This window comes from Streptomyces griseorubiginosus (genome assembly GCF_017614965.1).
GTDB classification, from domain to species: Bacteria; Actinomycetota; Actinomycetes; order Streptomycetales; family Streptomycetaceae; genus Streptomyces; species Streptomyces griseorubiginosus_B.
Window position 1 is genome coordinate 1 of record NZ_WVUG01000091.1, and the last position, 20284, is coordinate 20284.

The following is a 20284-nucleotide window of genomic DNA, read 5'->3' on the forward strand; positions in this document are numbered from 1 at the left end:
CCGGCCCCCCTCCAGCCAGGCGACCGCGTCGGCACGTGCCGCGGTCGCCGCGCGGTGGGCGATGAGGAGCCGGGTGCCCCCCGAGCCGTGCGAGACGAGGGCCTCGGTGATACGGGCCTCGGTCACCGTGTCGAGGCTGGAGAGCGCGTCGTCGAGGACGAGCAGTCGCCCGCCGTGGGCGAACGCCCGTGCCAGGCCCAGGCGTTGGGACTCGCCCCCGGAGCGCGGGGCGTCCGCGCAGAGGGTGGCGTAGCCGTGCGGCAGCCGGCGCACGAAGTCGTCCGCGTGGGCCGTCCGGGCCGCCTCGCGCACGCGGGCGGGGGAGGGGGAGGGCAGGCCGAGGGCGATCGTGTCCTCGATGGTCGCCCCGAGCAGGGCGGGACGTTCGAAGGCGTAGCCGACGGCTCGGCGCAGCGCGTCGTGGGACAGCTCGCGCAGCGGGACGCCGTCCAGCAGGATCTCCCCGGCGTCGGGGTTGGCCAGGCGTCCGGCGAGCGCGGCGAGCAGGGACTTTCCGGTGCCGGAACGGCCGACCACGGCCAGGGTGCTGCCGCCGGGTACGACGAGGTCGATGCGGTCGAGCACGGTTAGTCCACCGCGCCGGGCGGTCACTCCGCGCAGCTCCAGCCGGCCGGGCCCGGGCGGCAGCCGGCGCTCGCCGTGGAGGGGAGCGGGCTGCGCCATGACCTCGTCGACGCGTTCGGCGGAGCCCCGTGCGCGGGCCAGGCTCGCGAACTGGCCGACCAGGACGCCGACGCCGGACGCGAGGACCGCGTACCGGGAGGCCGCGAGCACCTCGCCGACGGTCAGCCGGTGCCGGACCAGCAGGACTCCGGCGACCGCGACGACGCCGAGTTGCAGCAGCGGTGCCACGGCGCTCGCCCGACCGGCGGCCCGCCCCTGGACCCGCCACATCAGCCGGCCCGCGCGGGACAGCTCGGGCAGCGGGCGCAGGATCCGTGCCGCCTCCCTGTCCGCCGTACCGGCCGCCCGGACCGTGCGATGCCCCTCCACCGCCTCCGCGAGCGCGGTCGCGATCCGTCCCTGCACCCGCTGGTACTCCGCCACACAGCGGGTGGTGTCCCGGGCGAACGCGCGCAGCAGCAGGGTCAGCACCGGCGCCCCGCCGAGGAACACCGCCACCAGCCAGGGGTCGATCAGGCCGAGGGCCACCATGCCGCCGGCGGGCCCGGCGAACGCGGCCGGCAGCGCCGCGCGGGCGGCGGGCGCCGTCCCGGCCTGCGCCGCGTTGCCCACCAGCCGGGCGACGAGGTCACCGGGGCCGAAGCGGGCGGTGGCGCGCGGACCGAGGGCCAGGACGTGTCCGGTCAGCCGGCGCCGCAGCCACGCGGTGGTACGGGCGTCGAGGGTGCCGCCGATCACCGTCTCGGCGGCGTCGAGGAGGGCCGCCGCCAGGACGAGCCCGGCGCAGATGAGCACCCAGCGGGTCGCGGGGACGTGGGCCAGCAGCAGGTCCACGGTGCGGCCGAGCGCGGCCGGCAGCAGCAGTCCGGCGCCGGTCGAGGCCACGCCGACCAGGCTCAGGGCCACGCAGCGGGCCGCGCTGTGCCGGGTCGCGAGGCCGGTCAGGGGCATGGGCTCTGCGGCGTCCGCACACGTCGACGTCGTCGTCATACCGCCCCAGGGTCGTAGGGGTGCGCAGGACCCCGGGCGGCCCCTCCCGCGGAGGGAGTGACCGCCCGGAGCCGTGCACACACGGGGTGTGTCAGAGACAGAGCAGAACGCTCGCGGCGCTGATGCAGGAGAGGAGGCTGGCCGTGCTGGCGCCACCGCCGCCGGTGTGCTCGTCGGACTCCATCGTCTGCAGGTCGAGCAGTGCCATGTCGTGTCCTTCCTTCGGTGTCCACCCGTGGGGACGGGGGTTGGGTCACGACTCCGTCCGGTTGCGGAGCCGCGTCATGAGGGCCGCCTCGGGGGCGGCAGGAACGGCAGATGGGCCTGGCCCCCGCTCGCGGCGTCGAGCGCGAGGAGACAGCCCGCCGTTCCGGTGGCGAGGTCCATGGAAAGCCGCATCATCTGGTGCCCGGGGAAGGCCAGTTGGCCCTCGTAGGCCATCGCGTACCAGCCCAGGCCGGCGATCTGCTCGGCGAGCCGTCGCTCGTTCGCGCCCGGTGCCGTGGTGCGGCTGAGGTGCAGGATCATTCCGGCGCGGCCCTGGAAGAGGCCGGGCTGCGCGTAGAAGCGAGAGGTGGCGGCGGTCAGGATGCCGGCGCGGGCCTTGTCGAACCCGGCGTCGAAGGCGTGCGCGAGATGGTCGTCGAGGACCATGCCGAGCCCGGCGCTGCCGTCGCCGAGGTAGGGCAGGGTCCGCCAGCCCTCGTCGACCTCCAGTCCGCCGCCGCTCTTCTGCACGACACAGCAGTCGAGGTCCCGGTGCAGTGCCACGCCGGCGGCCTCCAACAGCCGTTCGTCACCGGTGCGTTCGTACTGCCGCAGCAGGAACAGCGCGGGTCCGGTCGCGCCGCGCAGCAGCCCGGCCCGGCGTCGGCGCTGCTCCGGCAGCGGTTCGGCGAGCCGCCGCAGCAGGATGTCCGCGGCCTCGGCGGCCCGCTCGTCCAGCGCCGACTCGCCCGTGCGGTCGGCCAGTTCGCCGAGGACCAGGCCGAGACCGGCCAGTCCGCCCTGCAGGTCGGAGGCGAGGTTCTGCCACTTCTCCGCGAGGATGCCCTCGACCAGGTCCAGCGCCCGCTGCCGGTGACCGAGCCGGTCCAGGACATGGGCGACGCCCGCGAGACCGTCGTAGAGACCGAGCGGGGTGCCGGCCGGTGGCGGGTCGCAGTGCGCGAGCAGCCAGCGCTCGCCCTCCTCGTAGCGCTCGGCGCCGGTCTCGGCCAGCGTGTACAGCACTCCTGCCGCGCCGTGGGCGAGCCCGAGTCCGCCGCCGTCGGAGAACTGGGCGATGTCGCCGGGGAAGAGCCGGTCGTCGCGCTGCGGGGTGGCGGAGGCGAGGATCGCCTTGATCATCGAGTCCCGGCTGTGCGGCCAGTCCCCGGGCCGCACGAAGGCCGGTGCCGCGCTGCCCGCGCCGCGCGTGATCTCGGCGACCGCCTCGTCGAGGAACTCCCGCGGCACGTCCGGGAACTGCTGCGCGACGACCTCGGCGAGATGGGCGGCCTTGCCCCGGTCGACCACGAACAGGGTGGTCACCGGCAGGAACAGCGCGAGCCGTAAGCACGCCAGCGCATACCGGTCGACGTCGGCCCCGGTGCGGTCCGGCGGGGCGAAGAAGCCCGGGTGGGCGACGACCTGACGGCCGTTCTCCGACGCCGGGGCCGCCGCCTCGAAGTCGATGAGGAAGACCGACTCCTCGTCCGGCGCGATCATGATGTTGAAGACGTGCAGATCGTTGAAGACGATCCCGCGCGCGTGCACGGCCTCCACCGCCCGCTCCACCGCCCCGTGGACGCGTACCGCCCACTCGGTGTACCGGGCGACGGCCTGCGGGTCGGGATCCGCGGTGAGCAGCGGATGACGTTCCGCGAAGAAGGAGTTGAGCGGTCGCCCCTCGACGAAGTCCATGACCAGGAACCGGTGGTCGCCCAGGGTGAACCAGTCCCGCACCTCCGGCACCACACCGGTCCCCGCGACCTGCTCCAGCGCCGCCTTCTCCCGCTCCAGGCGGGCGATCGCGTCCGCCCCGTCCGAGGCGAGCCCCGCGTGCGGCCGCCCCTCCTTCAGGACGACCCTGCGCCCGTCCCGGGTGTCGGTGCCCGCGTAGACCCCGCCGCCGTTGGAGAAGTGCAGTGCCTTCTCGATGCGGTACGGCAGGTCGCCCACCGTCGTGGTGTTGCGCGCCGCCAGATGCGGTGCGAGGAAGTCGGGCAGCGTCACCCACTCCGGCACCTGGAAGGAGGGCGCCCGCCGGTCCGGCACCAGCCGGCCCTCCCCGTCCCGCACGGCCGGCACGAGCGAGCCCCGCTCGTCGACGGTGAAGGCGCGCGCGAAGGCGCCGTAGCGGACGTAGAGCGGGCCGTCGTCCCAGCGTAGATCGGTGAGGATGTACGGCCCCTCGCAGCCCTTGAGCAGGGCGCCGAGCTCGCGCAGCACCAGGTGCAGCTGCTCCTCGTCGGCCGGGTAGACGGTCACGAACTTTCCGCTGGTGTCGCGGCCCGCGTACTTGGTGTTGCGCAGATGCAGCAGATGCGGTCCGGGGACGAACTTGAAGGGGATCCGGCGCGGTACGCAGTAGTCCCACACGGTCGCGGCGATGTGCTCGGCGTTCTCCCGGGTGGCCGAGGCGTGGATCTTCCAGCCCTGCGCCGGCCCGGCCACCGCACTGCCGTCCGTCTGCAGCGGCGTCAGCGTCAGCCAGTCCCCGGTCCGCGCCGCGTCCCAGCCCTCGGGAACCTCGCGGCGGGCCGTCGCGAACAGGGCGCTGCCCTGCTCACCGGCCGCGGCGAGCCGGTCCGGCGTGTCGTAGAAGTGTCTGTCCGCGAGGGCGTACACCTCGTACCGCTTGTCCATGGATCCCCTTCCGTGGCCCGGCATCGAGACTTCCAGCCGGGGCACGGCCGTGGACAGTCACCCGTGTCACGAGCTCACCGTGCGGTACGCACGCGTCAAGACATGTTCGGCCCCTTTCGACTCGACACGCCTTGTGACCTCCACGGAACGCTCACAGGGGCTGCGCCTCACTCTCATACGCGCTGTAATTGCGGACGTGGTCACTGAGGGCGGCGACGGACGCAGAACGAGGACGCTGCGTGCCGAAGGTGCCCTGAAAGCGCTCGCCTCCGGTCCGGGCCCGCAGGAGCGGGTGCACCGGATCCTGGAACAGGCGCTCGTCTTCGCGGGTGCGGCCTTCGCCGCGCTGTACACGCCCGCCGAGGACGGCGACGCCCTGTGCCTGCTGGAGTCGGCGGGCGTGCCCAGGACACTGTTCGGGCTGCGCGACAGCTATCCCCGTGCCGGGCACTCCCCGGTCGCGGACGCCCATCGCTCGGGCGGTGCGGTGTGGCTGGGCCCCAAGGAGCTCGCCGAGGGCGCCCAGGCGCGGCGGACACCGGCCGGCGACTTCTTCCTCGCGGTGCTGCCCGCGCGCGGGTGCGACGGCGGCGGCTGTCTGCTGGCCGTGAGCGAGCGGCCCGACGGGTTCGACACCGAGGACCGCAAGTGCCTGGAGCTGATCGCCGACGCCGTCGCCCCGCCCGCCCCGTCCCGCGCCGCCGAGAGCGGCGAGCTGCCCACGGGCTCCTTCAGCCTCGCCATGGACTCCGGCCGGGTCGAGGTCGGTGACGACATCCTGGAGCTGTTCGCCCTCACCCGCGGTGAGTTCGACGGCAAGGTCGAGACCCTGCTGGGCCTGACGGTGCCCGAGGACCTGCCCTCGCTGATGTCGGTGGTGGAGGCCGACCACATGTCCATCGGCGAGCGGGAGCTGGAGTTCCGGGTGCTGCAGCCCTCGGGGCCGCCGAAGTGGCTGCGGCTGCGCGGACGGCTGCTGCCCGGCGGCGAGGGCCGGGCCGCCCGGCTCGTCGGCACCGTCGCCGACGCCTCCAAGCTGCGCTCCGACGTCACCGACGTGGCCCGCGTCCAGCGGCTGGCCGCCGCCCTCGCCACCGCCGGCACGGTCCGGGACGTCAGCCAGGCCGTGGTCTCCGCGCTGCGCAAGCCCCTGCGGGCCGACCGCATCGCGCTCGCCGAACTGGAGGGCGAGCGGCTCATCGTCACCGTCCTGGACCCGCCCGAGCCGGAGTCCTGGCCCGAGCTGTGGCGCCTGGAGTGGCGCAGCGAGTGGCCCGACGCGCCGGTGCGGGCCATGCCCACCCTCGCCTCCGCCCTGCGCGAGGGCCGCGCCCAGATCTGGCCCGTGGGCACGGCCCTGGAGCCCGCGCTCGCCGAGGTCGGGCCCGGCGGCCTGGCCGTGCTGCCGCTGCCCGCCGGCAACCGCATGGCCGGCGCCTGCCTGATCGGCTGGGACGCCCCGCACGACTTCGGCCCCGACGAACGCGCCCTGCTCACCGCCTCCGCCGGCCTCGCCGGACAGGCCCTGATGCGCGCCCACGCCTTCGACGCCGAGCACGAACTGGTGGGTATGCTCCAGCGCCAGCTGCTCCCGCGCCGCCTGCCCACGCTGCCCGGCGCGGTCGCCGTCGCCCGCTATCTGCCCGCCACGGCCGGCCTGGAGGTCGGCGGCGACTGGTACGACGTGATCCCGCTGCCGGACAACCACGTCGCCCTGATCATCGGCGACGTACAGGGCCACAGCACCGCCGCCGCGACCCTCATGGGCCAGATGCGCACCGCCCTGCGTGCCTACGCCGTCGAGGGACACCCGCCGGACGTCGTCGTCTCCCACGCCAACCGGCTGCTGACCGACATGGAGACCGACCTCTTCGCGACCTGCTGCTATGTCGACGTCGACATGGAGGAGGGCTCCGCCTGGTACGTCCGCGCAGGCCATCTGCCGCCCGTGGTGCGCCATCCCGACGGCACCACCGAGGTCCCCGACACGGACGTCGGCCCACCGCTCGGCGTGGTCGGCCAGGCCGACTTCCCGCTCAGCGTGCTGCGCCTGCGGCCCGGCACGGTGATCGCCCTGACCACGGACGGCCTCGTCGAGTCCGCCGACGCCGACATCGACACCGGCATCGGCCGGCTGGCCCACGAACTGTCCGTGTCCGACCCCGCCCACCTCGGCCTGGTCGCCGACGCCCTGCTCGACAACGCCCAACGCAACGACGACATCGCCCTGCTCCTGCTGCGCTACGACGGCATGACGCTGCGCCCGCTGCGCGAGAGCTGGACGATCTGGCGCGTCCCCGAGGCCGTAGGACACGCCCGCCGCTTCACCCGCCGCACCATGCGTGCCTGGGGCGTGCCCCGGGACGACATCGACACCATCCTGCTCATCGTGTCCGAACTCGTCACCAACGCCCTCGTGCACACCGACGGCCAGGTCCGCCTGGACCTCACCCTCCTCGACAACCGGCTGCGCGTGTCGGTCGCCGACACCTCGCCCCGTACGCCGGTCAAGCCGACCAGCATCGGCTGGGAGGCCACCGGCGGCCGGGGCATCCTGCTGGTCGAGGCGATGTCGGAGACATGGGGGGCGGTGCCGGTCAGCGGCGGCAAGCAGGTCTGGGCCGAGCTGCCGGTCAGCCGTCCGTGACGTTGGCCGTGATGAGCCGGAGCAGCTGCTTGGCCAGGGCGTCCTGCTCGGGCGTCAGACCCATGGCGTCACCGATGGCCACGGGGACCGAGCGCGCCCGCTCCCGCAGGGCCGCGCCCTCGCCGGTGAGCCGGATGGCGACGGACCGCTCGTCCTCCGCGCGCCGCTCCCGGCGCAGCAGACCGTTCGCCTCCAGCCGCTTCAGCAGCGGTGACAGGGTGCTGGACTCCAGCTGGAGCGAGGCGCCCAGCTCGCGCACGGAGATCGAGTCCTGCTCCCACAGCACGAGCATGACCAGGTACTGCGGGTAGGTCAGGCCCAGTTCGTCCAGCAGGGGGCGGTAGCGCGCGGTGACGGCGCGGGAGGCGGCGTACAGCGCGAAGCAGAGCTGATCGTCCAGGAGCAGCGATCCCTCGCTCGGCTCCGCTTGCGTTCGGCTCACGGCACGCCTCCCGGGTGCGGTCCTGATCATGACGATCACCACTCTAACGTTCGGGTTCGTCCGATTGTATCGCTCACTAATAAGTCGACCACGTATGAAGCGAGCACGAATAAGTCGACTACGCATGAAGCGGGCACGAATAAGTTGCGCACGACTTAATCGGGCTCTACTCTCCTGGTGTGCCGCACATCCGGCCCGGTGACCCTGCCGGAGCCTGCCCGCGGTACCCGACCGAGGAGGTCGCCATGACCGGCACCACCGCACCCCGTCCCGTCCTCGAACCGGCCGCCCAGGCCTTCGTCGAGGCCACCGCCAACCCGCCGTACCTCTTCGACCTCGGCCCGGTCGACGGCCGAAAGACCGTCGACGAGGTGCAGTCCGGCGAGATCGCCAAGCCCGCGGTGGACGAGGAGTGGATCACCGTCTCCGGCGGCCCCACGGGCCAGGTCCGCACGCGCATGGTGAAGCCCGCCGGGGTCACCGGCACTCTCCCCGTGATCATCTACATCCACGGCGCGGGCTGGGTCTTCGGCAACGCCCACACCCATGACCGGCTGGTGCGCGAACTCGCCGTCGGCGCGGGTGCGGCCGTGGTCTTCCCCGAATACGACCTCTCGCCCGAGGTGCGCTACCCGGTCGCCATCGAGCAGAACTACACGGTCGCGAAGTGGGTCGTCGAGCAGGGTTCCACCAAGGACCTCGACGGCTCGCGGCTGGCGGTGGCCGGTGACTCGGTCGGCGGCAACATGACGGCGGCGCTGACGCTCATGGCCAAGCAGCGCGGTGACGTCCCCCTCGTCCAGCAGGTGCTGTTCTACCCGGTGACCGACGCGAGCTTCGACACGCCCTCCTACCACCAGTTCGCCGAGGGCTACTTCCTGCGCCGGGACGCCATGCAGTGGTTCTGGGACCAGTACACGACCGACGAGGCCGAGCGGGCGCAGATCACCGCGTCCCCGCTCAGGGCGTCCACCGAGCAGCTGGAAGGGCTGCCCCCGGCCCTGGTGATCACCGGTGAGGCGGACGTCCTGCGGGACGAGGGCGAGGCCTACGCCAACAAGCTGCGCGAGGCCGGAGTCCCCGTGACCGCCGTGCGCTACCAGGGCATCATCCACGACTTCGTGATGCTCAACGCCCTGCGCGAGACCCACGCCGCCGAGGCCGCCATCAACCAGGCCGTCGCCACCCTGCGCTCCGCGCTCGGCACCGCCTGACCACCGCCGCACCGGGGTACCCGGGGCCCGGACGGCGACGACCGGCGTCGCCGTCCGGACATCGATCCCAGGCGAAGGAGAGGTACCCCATGCCCCAGCACGTCAGCGACATCATGACCGCCGACCCGGTCACGGTGGAGCCGCAGACCTCCGTGACCGCGGTGGCCCGCCTCATGCGCGACCAGGACCTCGGCGCCGTCCTGGTCACCGACGGCGACCGGCTGCGCGGCCTGGTCACCGACCGCGACCTCGTGGTGCGCGCGCTCGCCGAGGGCGGCGACCCCGAGCAGACCACCGTGGCCGGCGCCTGCAGCGACGACCTCGTCACCGTCGCCCCCGACGACGACCTCGACCGTGCCATCCGCCTGATGCGCGAACACGCCGTACGCCGGGTCCCGGTCGTCGACCACGGCCGGCCCGTCGGCATCGTCTCCCTGGGCGACGCGGCCATGGAACGCGACCCCCAGTCGGCCCTCGGGGACATCAGCGCGGCGAAGCCCAACGACTGAGCAACACCCGAACGGGGGTTCCGCCCGACACCCACGGGTGTTTTCCGCCTCCCCGCTGCTCGCCACCGCCTCCGCGTGGGACGTACACCACGGCGGTGCGGAGCAGGGAGGCGGTCGGCCGTGGAGCGCACGAGGAGACATCCCGGGGAGCGGCTGGCCGATGCCGCCGACGCCCGTCTGCCCGTCCTCGACGGCGGCGGCGCCCTGCTGCGCAAGGCGTTCCCCGACCACTGGTCCTTCCTGCTCGGCGAACTTGCCCTCTACAGCCTCCTCGTGCTGCTCCTGACCGGCGTGTGGCTCACGTTCTTCTTCCATCCGGGGATGCGTGAGGTGGTCTACGCCGGCTCGTACGTCCCGCTGCGGGGCGTGCGCGTGTCGGAGGCCTTCGACTCCACCCTGCACATCAGCTTCGACATCCGCGGCGGCCTGCTGATGCGGCAGACGCACCACTGCGCGGCCCTCGTCCTCGTCGCCGCGATCGGCCTGCACCTGCTGCGGATCTTCTTCACCGGTGCCTTCCGCCGTCCCCGCGAGGCCAACTGGATCATCGGCCTCACCCTGTTCGTGCTCGCGCTCGCCGAGGGCTTCGCGGGCTACTCGCTCCCCGACGACCTGCTGTCCGGCACGGGACTGCGCATCGCCCAGGGCATCATGCTGTCGATCCCCGTCGTCGGCACCTACCTGGCCCTGTTCGTCTTCGGCGGCCAGTATCCCGGCCACGAGATCATCGGCCGCCTGTACTCCCTGCACATCCTCCTGCTGCCGGGCGCGCTGGTCGGTCTCGTCACCGTGCACCTGATCCTGGTGTTCCACCTCAAGCACACCCAGTGGCGTGGCCCGGGCCGCACCAACGGCAACGCCGTCGGCAAACCGCTCCATCCGCGGTTCAGCGCCTCCTCCGGAGGCCTGTCCCTGATCGTCCTCGGTGTCCTCGTCCTGCTGGGTGGCCTCGCCCAGATCAACCCCGTGTGGACCTACGGCCCCTACCGTCCCGACCAGGCGTCCACCGGCTCCCAGCCCGACTGGTACGTCGGCTTCCTGGAAGGAGCGCTCCGACTCGTACCCCCGTGGGAGACCGACCTCTGGGGCCACACCCTGATGTGGAACGTGCTGCTCCCCGCGGTCGTCCTGCCGGCGCTGCTCTTCCTCGTCCTGTACCTCTACCCGTTCGCCGAGCAGCGCCTGACCGGCGAGGGACACCAGGAGCGGCACCTGTGCGACCGCCCCCGCGACCGCCCCGTCCGTACGGCACTGGGCGTCGCCGGCATCACCTTCTACGGCGTGCTGCTCCTGGCCGGCGGCAACGACGTCGTGGCGCAGTCCTTCCGCGTCTCCGTGAACACCCTGACCTGGATCCTGCGCATCGCCCTCGTCCTGGCGCCTGTCGCCGCCTTCCTGGTGACCCGGCGGCTGTGCCACGCCCTCACCGACGCCGAACGGCAACGGCTCGTGCACGGCGTGGAGAGCGGCGAGGTGCGCCAGAGTGTCGAGGGCGGCTACGAGAGCGACCACCACCCGGTCACGGACTTCCGGCCCGGCGCCCCGCGAGCCCCCCTCACTCCTGCGGACCGGAGCCGCGGTCCACGTACTGGAACACGAAGCCCGCGACGCCACGGGCCAGCACCGCGAGGCCGATGAGGAACAGCCACAGCCCGTAGACCACGCCGGTCGCCGCCAGCGCGAAGCCGAACGCCGTGACGACCGGCCACCGGGAGTCCGGCGGGAAGAACTCCAACGGTCCGGCGCCCTCGGCGACTTCGGCATCGGTGCGGTCCTGGGGCCGCCGCCCCTTGCGCCGGTACTGCACCGCGGTGAAGAACGAGATCAGCGCGGCCATCAGGAAGGCGATGACGAGCACCGCCGAACCGGCCGGCTCCCGCGCCCACCAGCCGTACAACGCGGCGCTGCCCGCGAAGAACAGCGCGACGCCCCCGAAGAACAACGACTCGGTCTTCACCGCGGGCCCTCCTCGCTCGCCCGTCGCACGATGGCGGGATGGTGTGCGTCGAACGCGGGCGACTCCGACCGCACCCGCGGCAGCGCGACGAAGTTGTGCCGTGGCGGCGGGCAGGCCGTCGCCCACTCCAGCCCGCGCCCGTAGCCCCAGGGGTCGTCCACGCTGACGCGCTGTCCGGTCCGGGCGGTGCGCCAGACGTTGTAGAGGAACGGCAGGGTGGAGACGCCCAGCAGGAACGCCCCCACGGACGACAGGGTGTTGAGGAGCGTGAAGCCGTCGGTGGGGAGATAGTCGGCGTACCGGCGCGGCATGCCCGCCTCGCCCAGCCAGTGCTGCACCAGGAACGTCAGCTGGAAGGCCGGGAACAGCAGCCAGAAGTGCACCTTGCCCAGCCGCTCGTCCAGCATCCTCCCGGTGAACTTGGGCCACCAGAAGTAGAACCCGGCGAACATCGCGAACACCACGGTGCCGAACAGGACGTAGTGCAGGTGCGCCACGATGAAGTAGCTGTCGGTCAGGTGGAAGTCGAGCGGCGGGGACGCGATGAGCACCCCGCTCAGCCCGCCCAGCAGGAACGACACCAGAAAACCGATCGCCCACAGCATCGGCGTCTCGAAGGACAGCGAACCGCCGCGCATGGTGCCGATCCACGCGAAGAACTTGATGCCCGTGGGCACCGCGATCAGGAACGACATCACCGAGAAGAACGGCAGCAGCACCGCCCCGGTGGCGAACATGTGGTGCGCCCACACCACCGCCGACAGCATGGTGATCGCGATGGTCGCGCCGATCATCGGCAGATACCCGAACAGCGGCTTGCGGGAGAACACCGGGATGATCTCCGAGATGATCCCGAAGAACGGCAGCGCCACGATGTACACCTCGGGGTGCCCGAAGAACCAGAACAGGTGCTGCCACAGCAACGCGCCGCCGTTCGCCGCGTCGAAGACGTGCGCCCCGAACTTCCGGTCCGCCTCCAGGCCCAGCAGCGCCGCCGTGAGGACCGGGAAGGCCGGCAGCACCAGGATCGACGTGAACAGCACGTTCCAGGTGAAGATCGGCATCCGGAACATCGTCATGCCCGGAGCCCGCAGACACAGGATGGTCGCGATGAAGTTGACCGCGCCCAGTGTCGTCGACACACCGGTCACCACCAGGCCCATCACCCACAGGTCACCGCCCGCGCCGGGGGAGTGGTAGGCGCTGTTGAGCGGGGCGTACGCGAACCAGCCGAAGGCGGCCGCGCCGCCCGGCACCACGAAGCCCGAGACGACCATCAGACCGCCGAAGAGATACATCCAGTACGACAGCGCGTTGAGCCGAGGGAACGCCACGTCCGGGGCGCCGATCTGCAGCGGCATCACCGCGTTCGCGAACCCGGCGAACATCGGCGTCGCGAACAGCAGCATCATGACGGTGCCGTGAATCGTGAAGAGCTGGTCGTAGATCTGCTCGTTCATGAACTGCATCCCCGGACGGGCCAGTTCGGCTCGCATGGCGAGCGCCAGCAGTCCGGCGAAGAGGAAGAAGCAGAAGCCCGTGACCATGTACAGGCGTCCGATCACCTTGTGATCGGTCGTCGAGGTCCAGCGCAGCAGCGAGGCGCCGAGCGCGTGGTCGGAGGCTCCGGCCTCCTGGGCGGAATGTTCGGAATGTGCCGACAGGTGCGTCATCGTCCTCCTCCGGCGGCCGCGGCGACGCTACCGCCGTGACGCTGCGGCACCCTCGCGCCACGCCTTGCTGTGGGCCGTCAGCGTGGCGTTTGGGGCCCGTGCCGCCGGGGACCCGGCCCGGGAGGAAACGAGGCAAGAAGGAAGATGAACCGTCGTGACGACGCAGACGAGTGAGAAGGCCGTACTCCGCCGCCCCGAGACCGGCTGGTCGAAGGCCAGGCGACTGCGTGGGAAGGCCGCCCTGCGCACCTGCGTCCCGGCCGTCCTCGACGCCGGGACCACCCGAACGGACCAGTGCGGGCCGGAGGGGAACATCGTGCGGGGCGAGGACTGAGCGGCCCGTCGGACAGCGCCGACGAGCGTCACGACGTGGAAAACCGGCCACCTTGCCGACGGTCGCCGTGCAGCGGCCGACACTAGGCTCGGACAGATGAAGGCTCTCGTGCTGTCCGGCGGTGCCGGTACCCGCCTCAGGCCGATCACCCACACCTCGGCCAAACAGCTGGTCCCCGTGGCCAACAAGCCCGTGCTCTTCTACGGTCTGGAGGCCATCGCCGCCGCCGGGATCACCGAGGTCGGTGTGGTCGTGGGCGACACCGCCGCGGAGATCGAGGAAGCGGTCGGCGACGGCTCCAAGTTCGGCCTGGAGATCACCTACATCCCCCAGGAACGGCCCCTAGGGCTGGCCCACGCGGTGCTCATCGCCCGCGACTGGCTCGGGGACGACGACTTCGTGATGTACCTGGGCGACAACTTCGTCGTCGGCGGCATCACCGCTCTCGTCGAGGAGTTCCGCGACAGCCGGCCCGACGCCCGGATCCTGCTCACCCGGGTGGCCGATCCCCGCTCCTTCGGTGTCGCCGAACTCGACGCGGCCGGTCAGGTCGTCGGTCTGGAGGAGAAACCGGAGCACCCCAAGAGCGACCTCGCGCTCGTCGGCGTGTACCTGTTCACCCCGCTCATCCACGAGGCCGTGCGCGCCGTCCGGCCCTCCTGGCGCGGCGAACTGGAGATCACCCACGCCATCCAGCACCTCATCGACACCCGCGCCGACGTGCGCTGCACGGTCATCGAGGGCTACTGGAAGGACACCGGCAACGTCGTCGACATGCTCGAGGTGAACCGGACCGTCCTGGAGGGCGTCGAGCCCCGGATCGACGGCGAGGTGGACCTCGAGTCCGAGACGATCGGCCGGGTCGTGGTGGAGGAGGGCGCGCGGGTCGTGCGCTCACGGATCGTCGGGCCCGCGGTGATCGGCGCGGGCAGCGTCGTCGAGGACTCCTACGTCGGCCCCTTCACCTCGGTCGCGGAGAACTGCCGGATCACCCACAGTGAGCTGGAGTTCTCCATCGTCCTGCGGGACTCGTCGATCGTCGGAGTGGGCCGGATCGAGAGCTCCCTCATCGGCCGGCACGTCGAGGTGACCCCGGCGCCGAGCGTGCCCAGCGCCCATCGGCTGGTGCTCGGCGACCACAGCAAGGTGCAGATCCGTCGGTGAAGGGGGGTTCGACACGAGGTGGCCGACGAGTTTCATGAAGAAGGCATGATTGGGCGGAACAGCTTGGCTCACAGCGCGTACAGAGGTAGGTTCGTCGGCACGATGATCGCCCTGGAGCCCCGCCGCGAGCCCCGGGGTGTCGTCGACGACCTGCGCGGGCAGCCGGCCTGGAGCGGCGCCGGTGCCCCTGTTGCACCAAGCACTTTCCCGGATCCGCAAGGAGTCCCTTCGTGAATCGCCATGAGTTCCTGCGGGAGCTGCACAAGGCCACAGCCAACCGCAACTATCTGGAGATCGGAGTCAACGACGGCCGCAGCCTGAAGCTGTCGCGCGTCCCCAGCATCGCGATCGACCCCGCCTTCAAGGTGGTCACCGAGCTCAAGGTCGACGTCCACCTGGTGCGGGCGACCAGCGACGACTTCTTCGCCCGTGAGAACCCGCTCGCCCACCTCCGCAGCGGCCGCCACCCCGTGCGCAACCTCCGCCGCGGCCGCAGCCCGCTCGGCTACTGGCGGCGCACCACGCTCGACCTGTCGTTCATCGACGGCATGCACCTGTTCGAGTACGCGCTGCGCGACTTCATGAACGTCGAGAAGCACTCCGACTGGGCCAGCGTGATCGCCTTCGACGACATGCTGCCGCGCAGCGTCGACGAGGCGGCCCGCGACCGGCACACCCAGTACTGGACCGGCGACGTCTACAAGGTCATCGAGATCCTGGGCCGCTACCGCCCCGACCTGACGATGGTGCTCGTCGACACCCAGCCCACCGGTCAGCTGGTCGTCTTCGGTGCCGACCACGAGAACACGGTTCTCAAGGACAAGTACGACGAGATCATGGCCGAGTTCAACGTCCCGGACCCGCAGAAGGTGCCCGAGGCGATCCTGGAGCGGGTGAAGGCGGTCAAGCCGGAGGCGCTGCTGGAGGCGGACTTCTGGGGCCCGCTGGTGCGAGCCCGCAACCTCGGCCTGAGCCGCAAGCGCGGCCTGGAGGCGCTGCGCAAGGCCCTCGAGCCGTTCGCCGTCAGCCGCTGACCCGTTCGGGTGTCCGCTCCGCGCCGCGCCCCAGGATCGCGGCGAGTGCGCGCTTCGCCCTGCGGACCAGTCGGCGCAGGGGCGAGGCGCGTGGGGTGCGGACCGCCCTGACCGTGTGCGCGTCCGCGTGCAGCGCGAGCGGGAGCGGCAGGAAGCGCGGGTCGGCGGCCCCGGGGGTCGCGCACAGGGCGGTACGCCAGAGCGCGCCGCTCAGCTCGCCGGCCGACAGGTCGGCCTCCAGCAGGGCCCCGTCCGTGGCCGGGGAGAGCAGGGCCGGTGTGTCCAGCGACCGGTGCGCCGAGGTGAGCCGCAGCACCGCCCCGGTGTCGCCGGGGACGTGCAACGGCAGCGGGGCGCGCAGCCGTCCCCCGGAGACGCTGACGGTCTCGGGGGCGAGCCGGTCCAGGCCGAGCCGCCTGCTCGCGCGGTCGACGTCCAGGGACAGGTTGCCGTGCTGGTCCGTCCAGTACGGCAGCACCACGTGCCCGCCGGTCACCGCTGCCGACGTGGCGGCACGGGCCCTGCTCGGGCCAGGGCCGATCCGGGTCTCCATGGTCCAGCCGCCCAGCCTGACCCGGGCGTAGGTGTCCCACAGCCCCGCGTGCAGCGGCCGGCCGGCCACCGCGCGCGTGGGGTCGACGGCGGCCGTGGCCCGCAGCACCAGCCGGATGTTCCGGCTGGCCTCGACCGGCACGATCTCCCGGGTGACCTCGACCGGCTGGAAGTACTGGGCACCGCTGGAGCGCTCCCGCACCAGCAGGTCGAAGGAGGCCCTGCCGAACCGTCCGACGGCGGCGGCACCCACCCAGCCCACCGCCGAGGGGACGTCCGGAGGGGGCCCCTCCAGCGGGGCGCCGATTCCGGCCCCGGGGAACACCAGCGGCGCACCGTCCGCGGTGAGCTCGGCGGCGACCTCGACGCGCAGCACACCTTCGTGCCAGTCGAGGCCGGCGGGAGCGGCCGTCAGGGCCAGCCGCGCCTCCCACTCGGCGAAGGCCACGACGTCGTCGTAGCGGTCGGCGGCGATCAGCGCGGCGACCACCTGCTGCGTCGGCGGCAGGCCCGCGGCGACCCCCGGGCCGAAGCGCTCGGTGGTGATGCGGTGGATCTCCTCGAACAGCCTGCGCCGGTGGTCGTCCGGCTGGGCGAGGAAGCGACGGCCGCGCAGCCGCTCGACCATCTCCACACGCAGCCACCGCCGGTGCAGCGCGTCCCGGACCCGGCCCGGTCCGGTGTGCCGCTCGACGACGTCCAGGGCGTCCCGCAGGTCCTTGAAGTAGCCGGCGGGGTCGATCCGCCGGGCGCCGTCGTCGGCCGTCGGATCGCGGTGGACGTAGTAGCAGACGTAGTCGCCGAGCACCGAGACGTTGGCGGCCCGCAGATACGCCTCCACCACGAAGACGTGGTCCTCCAGGCGCCTGCGGCCCTCCGGGAAGCGCAGACCGGTCTCGGCGACGAACGCCTTGCGGAACATCTTGTGCGCGCTGAGGCTGTCGATGAGCGGGGCGTCGGCGACCGAGGCGCGCGGCCGGTTGCGGCGGAACAGCTCCACCGGCACCGAGCGGCCCCGTCCCGCCATCTTGCCGACGACCACGTCGGCGCCGTTGGCCACCCCGTAGTCGTACATCCGCTCCAGGGCCTCGGCGCCGAGCGAGTCGTGGGTGTCGACGAACATCAGGTACTCGCCCCGGGCGGCCGCGATGCCGACGTTGCGCGGCTTGCCCGAGCAGCCGGAGTTCTCCTCGTGGAGCACCCGGACCCGGGGCTCCGCGGCGGCGAGTGCGTCGAGCCGGGCCGGGGTGGGGTCGGCGGAACCGTCGTCGACGAGGACCACTTCGTACTCGTCCGGGGGGAGGGACTGGCCGAGCAGCGAGGCGACGCAGTGCTCGAAGCGGGGCCCGGGATCGTGGACCGGGACGATGACACTGACCTTGACCTGCATCGGGCTTCCGAGCCCCCTCGGGTCGTTCGCCGTGTGTGGTGCGGTGGCCAGATGCTAACCCGATCGAGGGCCCCGTCCCACAGCGCCCCGCCCGCTGATCGTTTCGCCGGATCGGCTCAACTGCGGGTCATGGCAAGGAGTTCGGGGAGCGCCCCGGTCGCGCCGGCCTGGAGGTCGATCATGACGAGGGCGTCTACGGCTCGGTGAGCCGCTCCAGCAGCGTCAGCCCTTCGAGGACCGTGCGCCGTTCGTCCTCGGTGTACCGGTCCTGCAGAGCGCGGGCCAGCCACTCCTCGCGCGCCTGGCGGTCGCCCTCCACCCGCAGGCGCCCGGCCTCGGTCAGGGTGACGACCCGGCGGCGGCCGTCGTCCGGGTCGGGACTGCGCCGGATCAGGTCCTGCCGGTCCAGCGCGGCGAGCGTGGTCGCCATCGACTGCGGCCGCACGCCCTCGGCGTTGGCGAGCGCGCCGGCCGTGGCCGCACCGTGCTTGGCGACCAGAGTGAGCGCGGAGACCTGCGGGGGAGTGAGCTGGTCGTCCTCCGCGACCTCCCGCAGACGCCGCCGCAGACGGCTGAAGACGACCCGCAGATCCCGCGCGGCACGCGCGGCGGACTCGGAGATCCCCTCGGAAGAGCCGGTGGGCTGTGCATCCATGCCCTCACGATAGAACCCGGTCGGCGGCCGTCTACGCTGGTCGCGTGCGTCTTCTGCTGATGTCCGACACCCACCTCCCGAAGCGCGCCAAGGAGCTACCCGCCCCGCTCCTCGCGGAACTCCCGCGCGCGGACGTCGTCTTCCACGCCGGGGACTGGGTCGACACCGCCACCCTCGACCTGCTGGAAAGCCGCAGCCGACGTCTCGTGGCCGTGTACGGCAACAACGACGGGCCCGGACTGCGCGCCCGGCTGCCCGAGGTGGCGTACGCCGAGATCGGCGGCCTGCGTTTCGGCGTCGTGCACGAGACGGGAGCCGCCCAGGGCCGCGAGACGCGCTGCGCCGCCCGCTTCCCGGACCTGGACGTGCTGGTCTTCGGACACAGCCACATCCCGTGGGACACCACAGCCCCCGGCGGCCTGCGCCTGCTCAACCCGGGCTCCCCGACCGACCGCCGCCGCCAGCCCCACTGCACGTACCTGACGGCGGAGGCGGCCGACGGGCGGCTCACGGACGTGGAACTGCACCGGCTGCCACCGAGGTGACGGACGGTTTCACCGCAAGGGCGAGGGGCACCCGCCACCCCTGCCCGGCAACGGCGTACGGGCCCCTGTCAGACCCCCCTGTTACGACAGAAGCATGGCTGATACACCGGTAACGCTCCTGCGGCGCGCGGTCGGGACGGCCCGGCACGCCGGGTCACCGCGCACCGTCCTCGTCGTGATGTGCGCCGGCTACTTCCTGGTGCTGCTCGACGTCACCATCGTCAACGTCGCCCTGCCCGCTATCGGTTCGGCCCTGGGCACCGACGTCGGGGGCCTGCAGTGGGTGGTCGACGGCTACGCCCTGGCCCTCGCCTCCCTCATGCTCACCAGCGGGACGGCCGGAGACCTCTACGGGCACCGGCGGGTGGTGCTGGGCGGCCTGGTCGTCTTCGGCGCCGGCTCGCTCGCCTGCGGACTCGCCCCCGGAGTGCCGGTGCTGGTCGCGGCCCGGGTGGTGCAGGGCGTCGGCGCGGCCCTTCTGCTGCCGGGCACGCTGGCCATCGTCAGCCGCGCCTTCCCCGACGACGCGGCCCGCGCGCGGGCGATCGGCGTCTGGGCGGGCATCGGCAGCCTGGCCCTCCCGGCCGGCCCGCTGCTCGGCGGCGCGCTCACCGACTCCTTCGGCTGGCGGGCGATCTTCCTGCTGAACGTGCCGATCGTGCTGGTGGCCCTGGTGTGGGCGGCGGCGATCGTGCGGGAGAGCCGGGAGGAGCGGGCCCGCCGCCTCGATCTGCCCGGCGTACTGCTGGGCAGCGTCCTGCTGCTGGCCACGACGTACGCCTTCATCGAGGGCGGCCGTGTGGGCGCGGGCGCTCCGCAGGTCCTCGCGGCCGCGGGCGTGGCCGTCCTCGCCGTGCCCGCGCTGGCCGTGGCGGAACTGCGCCGCGGGGACGACGCGATGCTGCCCGTCCCGCTGCTGCGCAGGCCCGCCTTCGACGCGGCGAACGTCGCCGCGGGGATCATGAACCTGGGCACTCTCGGCACCCTGTTCGTGCTGATGCTGTTCCTGCAGTCGGTCCAGCACCGCTCGGCGCTGCTCGCCGGTCTGGCGGTGATCCCGCTGTTCGCCCCGCTCGCGGTGATCGCGCCCTTCGGGGGCCGCGTCACCAGCCGGATCGGTGCCCGCCTGCCGGCCACGGCGGGCCTGCTCGTGGCGACCGCGGGCCTGGCGCTGCTGGCCCGCGCCGGGGCGCACTCGGGCTACCCGGTCCTGCTGCCGGCGTTCCTGCTGTGGGGCCTCGGCCTGGGCCTGCTGACCCCGGCGGTCGTGGCCGCGGCCATCGCCGCCGTGCCCGGTGAACGCGCCGGGCTGGCCTCCGCGATGAACAACACCGCACGTCAGACCGGCGGCGCGATCGGCATCGCGGTGGCCGGCGCCGTCGCCGGGCAGCCCGGCGACGGGGAGCGGTTCGTACGGGGATTCCACGCCGTCGCCCTGGGAGCCGCCGGTCTGTACGCGGCCGCCGCGCTGGTGGCGCTGCTCATGCTTCCCGGGGCGCTGGTCCCGGGCCGGGAACGGTGATCCGCGAGACGTGTCCCGACATGGGTCCGGGCCGCTTCAGGCGTTGGGAAGCGGCCCGGGCGCTGCGAGTGTGCGCTGTCACGGACCTCCTTCCCGCAGAGGTGCTGTGCCATGGGAGGCGACAAAGCCTCCGTTGCGCGGCGACTACCCATCCAGTCGTG

General features: G+C 72.6%; 17 protein-coding genes. 9 read left to right on the plus strand and 8 right to left on the minus strand.

Going from position 1 to position 20284, the window contains the following annotated elements; genetic code table 11:
* The 3 genes from GRC12_RS18800 to lanKC all read right to left on the minus strand — a co-directional run.
* Positions 1–1635 (minus strand): ABC transporter ATP-binding protein (locus GRC12_RS18800; protein WP_208780467.1); only part of this gene is annotated, 1635 nt, incomplete at its 3' end.
* A gap of 91 nt (positions 1636–1726) precedes the next feature.
* A complete protein-coding gene (locus tag GRC12_RS18805; protein ID WP_030937754.1) occupies positions 1727–1843 on the minus strand; it encodes a SapB/AmfS family lanthipeptide in 117 nt (38 codons plus the stop codon).
* Between the two features lie 74 nt (positions 1844–1917).
* Positions 1918–4485, minus strand: a complete 2568-nt coding sequence (lanKC, locus tag GRC12_RS18810; protein WP_208780468.1) for a class III lanthionine synthetase LanKC — start codon at positions 4483–4485, stop codon at positions 1918–1920.
* A 196-nt stretch (positions 4486–4681) separates the two neighbouring features.
* On the opposite strand from lanKC, the gene GRC12_RS18815 reads away from it, so the two are divergent.
* Positions 4682–7132: a SpoIIE family protein phosphatase gene (locus GRC12_RS18815; RefSeq protein WP_208780469.1), complete on the plus strand. Its 2451-nt coding sequence runs from the start codon at positions 4682–4684 to the stop codon at positions 7130–7132.
* On the opposite strand, the gene GRC12_RS18820 is transcribed toward GRC12_RS18815, so the two are convergent.
* Complete coding sequence (locus GRC12_RS18820; RefSeq protein WP_208780470.1) at positions 7119–7604, minus strand: transcriptional regulator, SarA/Rot family; 486 nt, start codon at positions 7602–7604, stop codon at positions 7119–7121. The two genes, GRC12_RS18815 and GRC12_RS18820, sit on opposite strands and share 14 nt — an antisense overlap.
* A gap of 215 nt (positions 7605–7819) precedes the next feature.
* Here GRC12_RS18820 and GRC12_RS18825 point away from each other — a divergent pair, with 215 nt between their 5' ends.
* The 3 genes from GRC12_RS18825 (at position 7820) to qcrB (ending at position 10935) form a co-directional block, all read left to right on the plus strand.
* Positions 7820–8788 carry an alpha/beta hydrolase gene (locus tag GRC12_RS18825; protein ID WP_208780471.1) on the plus strand — a complete coding sequence of 323 codons (969 nt, stop codon included), beginning with the start codon at positions 7820–7822 and terminating at the stop codon, positions 8786–8788.
* Between the two features lie 89 nt (positions 8789–8877).
* On the plus strand, positions 8878–9297 hold the full coding sequence (locus GRC12_RS18830; protein WP_208780472.1) for a CBS domain-containing protein: 420 nt from the start codon (positions 8878–8880) through the stop codon (positions 9295–9297).
* A 120-nt stretch (positions 9298–9417) separates the two neighbouring features.
* Positions 9418–10935 carry a cytochrome bc1 complex cytochrome b subunit gene (qcrB, locus tag GRC12_RS18835; RefSeq protein WP_208780473.1) on the plus strand — a complete coding sequence of 506 codons (1518 nt, stop codon included), beginning with the start codon at positions 9418–9420 and terminating at the stop codon, positions 10933–10935.
* Here the strand turns inward: qcrB and ctaF are convergent.
* Complete coding sequence (ctaF, locus tag GRC12_RS18840) at positions 10853–11254, minus strand: aa3-type cytochrome oxidase subunit IV (protein WP_208780474.1); 402 nt, start codon at positions 11252–11254, stop codon at positions 10853–10855. The genes qcrB and ctaF overlap by 83 nt on opposite strands.
* On the minus strand, positions 11251–12927 hold the full coding sequence (gene ctaD, locus GRC12_RS18845) for an aa3-type cytochrome oxidase subunit I (RefSeq protein WP_208780475.1): 1677 nt from the start codon (positions 12925–12927) through the stop codon (positions 11251–11253). The genes ctaF and ctaD overlap by 4 nt, the downstream gene beginning before the upstream one ends.
* A 154-nt stretch (positions 12928–13081) precedes the next feature.
* Between ctaD and GRC12_RS18850 the strand changes: the two genes are divergently transcribed.
* The 3 genes from GRC12_RS18850 (at position 13082) to GRC12_RS18860 (ending at position 15459) form a co-directional block, all read left to right on the plus strand.
* Positions 13082–13261 carry a hypothetical protein gene (locus GRC12_RS18850; RefSeq protein WP_208780476.1) on the plus strand — a complete coding sequence of 60 codons (180 nt, stop codon included), beginning with the start codon at positions 13082–13084 and terminating at the stop codon, positions 13259–13261.
* Between the two features lie 96 nt (positions 13262–13357).
* On the plus strand, positions 13358–14425 hold the full coding sequence (locus GRC12_RS18855) for a glucose-1-phosphate thymidylyltransferase (protein ID WP_208780477.1): 1068 nt from the start codon (positions 13358–13360) through the stop codon (positions 14423–14425).
* 230 nt (positions 14426–14655) lie between these two features.
* Entirely contained in the window at positions 14656–15459 is an 804-nt protein-coding gene (locus GRC12_RS18860; protein ID WP_208780478.1) for a class I SAM-dependent methyltransferase, read from the plus strand.
* On the opposite strand, the gene GRC12_RS18865 is transcribed toward GRC12_RS18860, so the two are convergent.
* Together GRC12_RS18865 and GRC12_RS18870 are read right to left on the minus strand one after the other, a co-directional pair.
* Entirely contained in the window at positions 15449–17401 is a 1953-nt protein-coding gene (locus GRC12_RS18865; protein WP_208780479.1) for a glycosyltransferase family 2 protein, read from the minus strand. The two genes, GRC12_RS18860 and GRC12_RS18865, sit on opposite strands and share 11 nt — an antisense overlap.
* A gap of 193 nt (positions 17402–17594) precedes the next feature.
* Complete coding sequence (locus GRC12_RS18870; RefSeq protein ID WP_208780480.1) at positions 17595–18056, minus strand: MarR family winged helix-turn-helix transcriptional regulator; 462 nt, start codon at positions 18054–18056, stop codon at positions 17595–17597.
* Between the two features lie 44 nt (positions 18057–18100).
* On the opposite strand from GRC12_RS18870, the gene GRC12_RS18875 reads away from it, so the two are divergent.
* On the plus strand, positions 18101–18601 hold the full coding sequence (locus GRC12_RS18875; RefSeq protein ID WP_208780481.1) for a metallophosphoesterase family protein: 501 nt from the start codon (positions 18101–18103) through the stop codon (positions 18599–18601).
* Between the two features lie 94 nt (positions 18602–18695).
* Positions 18696–20123: an MFS transporter gene (locus GRC12_RS18880; protein ID WP_244373244.1), complete on the plus strand. Its 1428-nt coding sequence runs from the start codon at positions 18696–18698 to the stop codon at positions 20121–20123.
* Positions 20124–20284 lie beyond the last annotated feature (161 nt).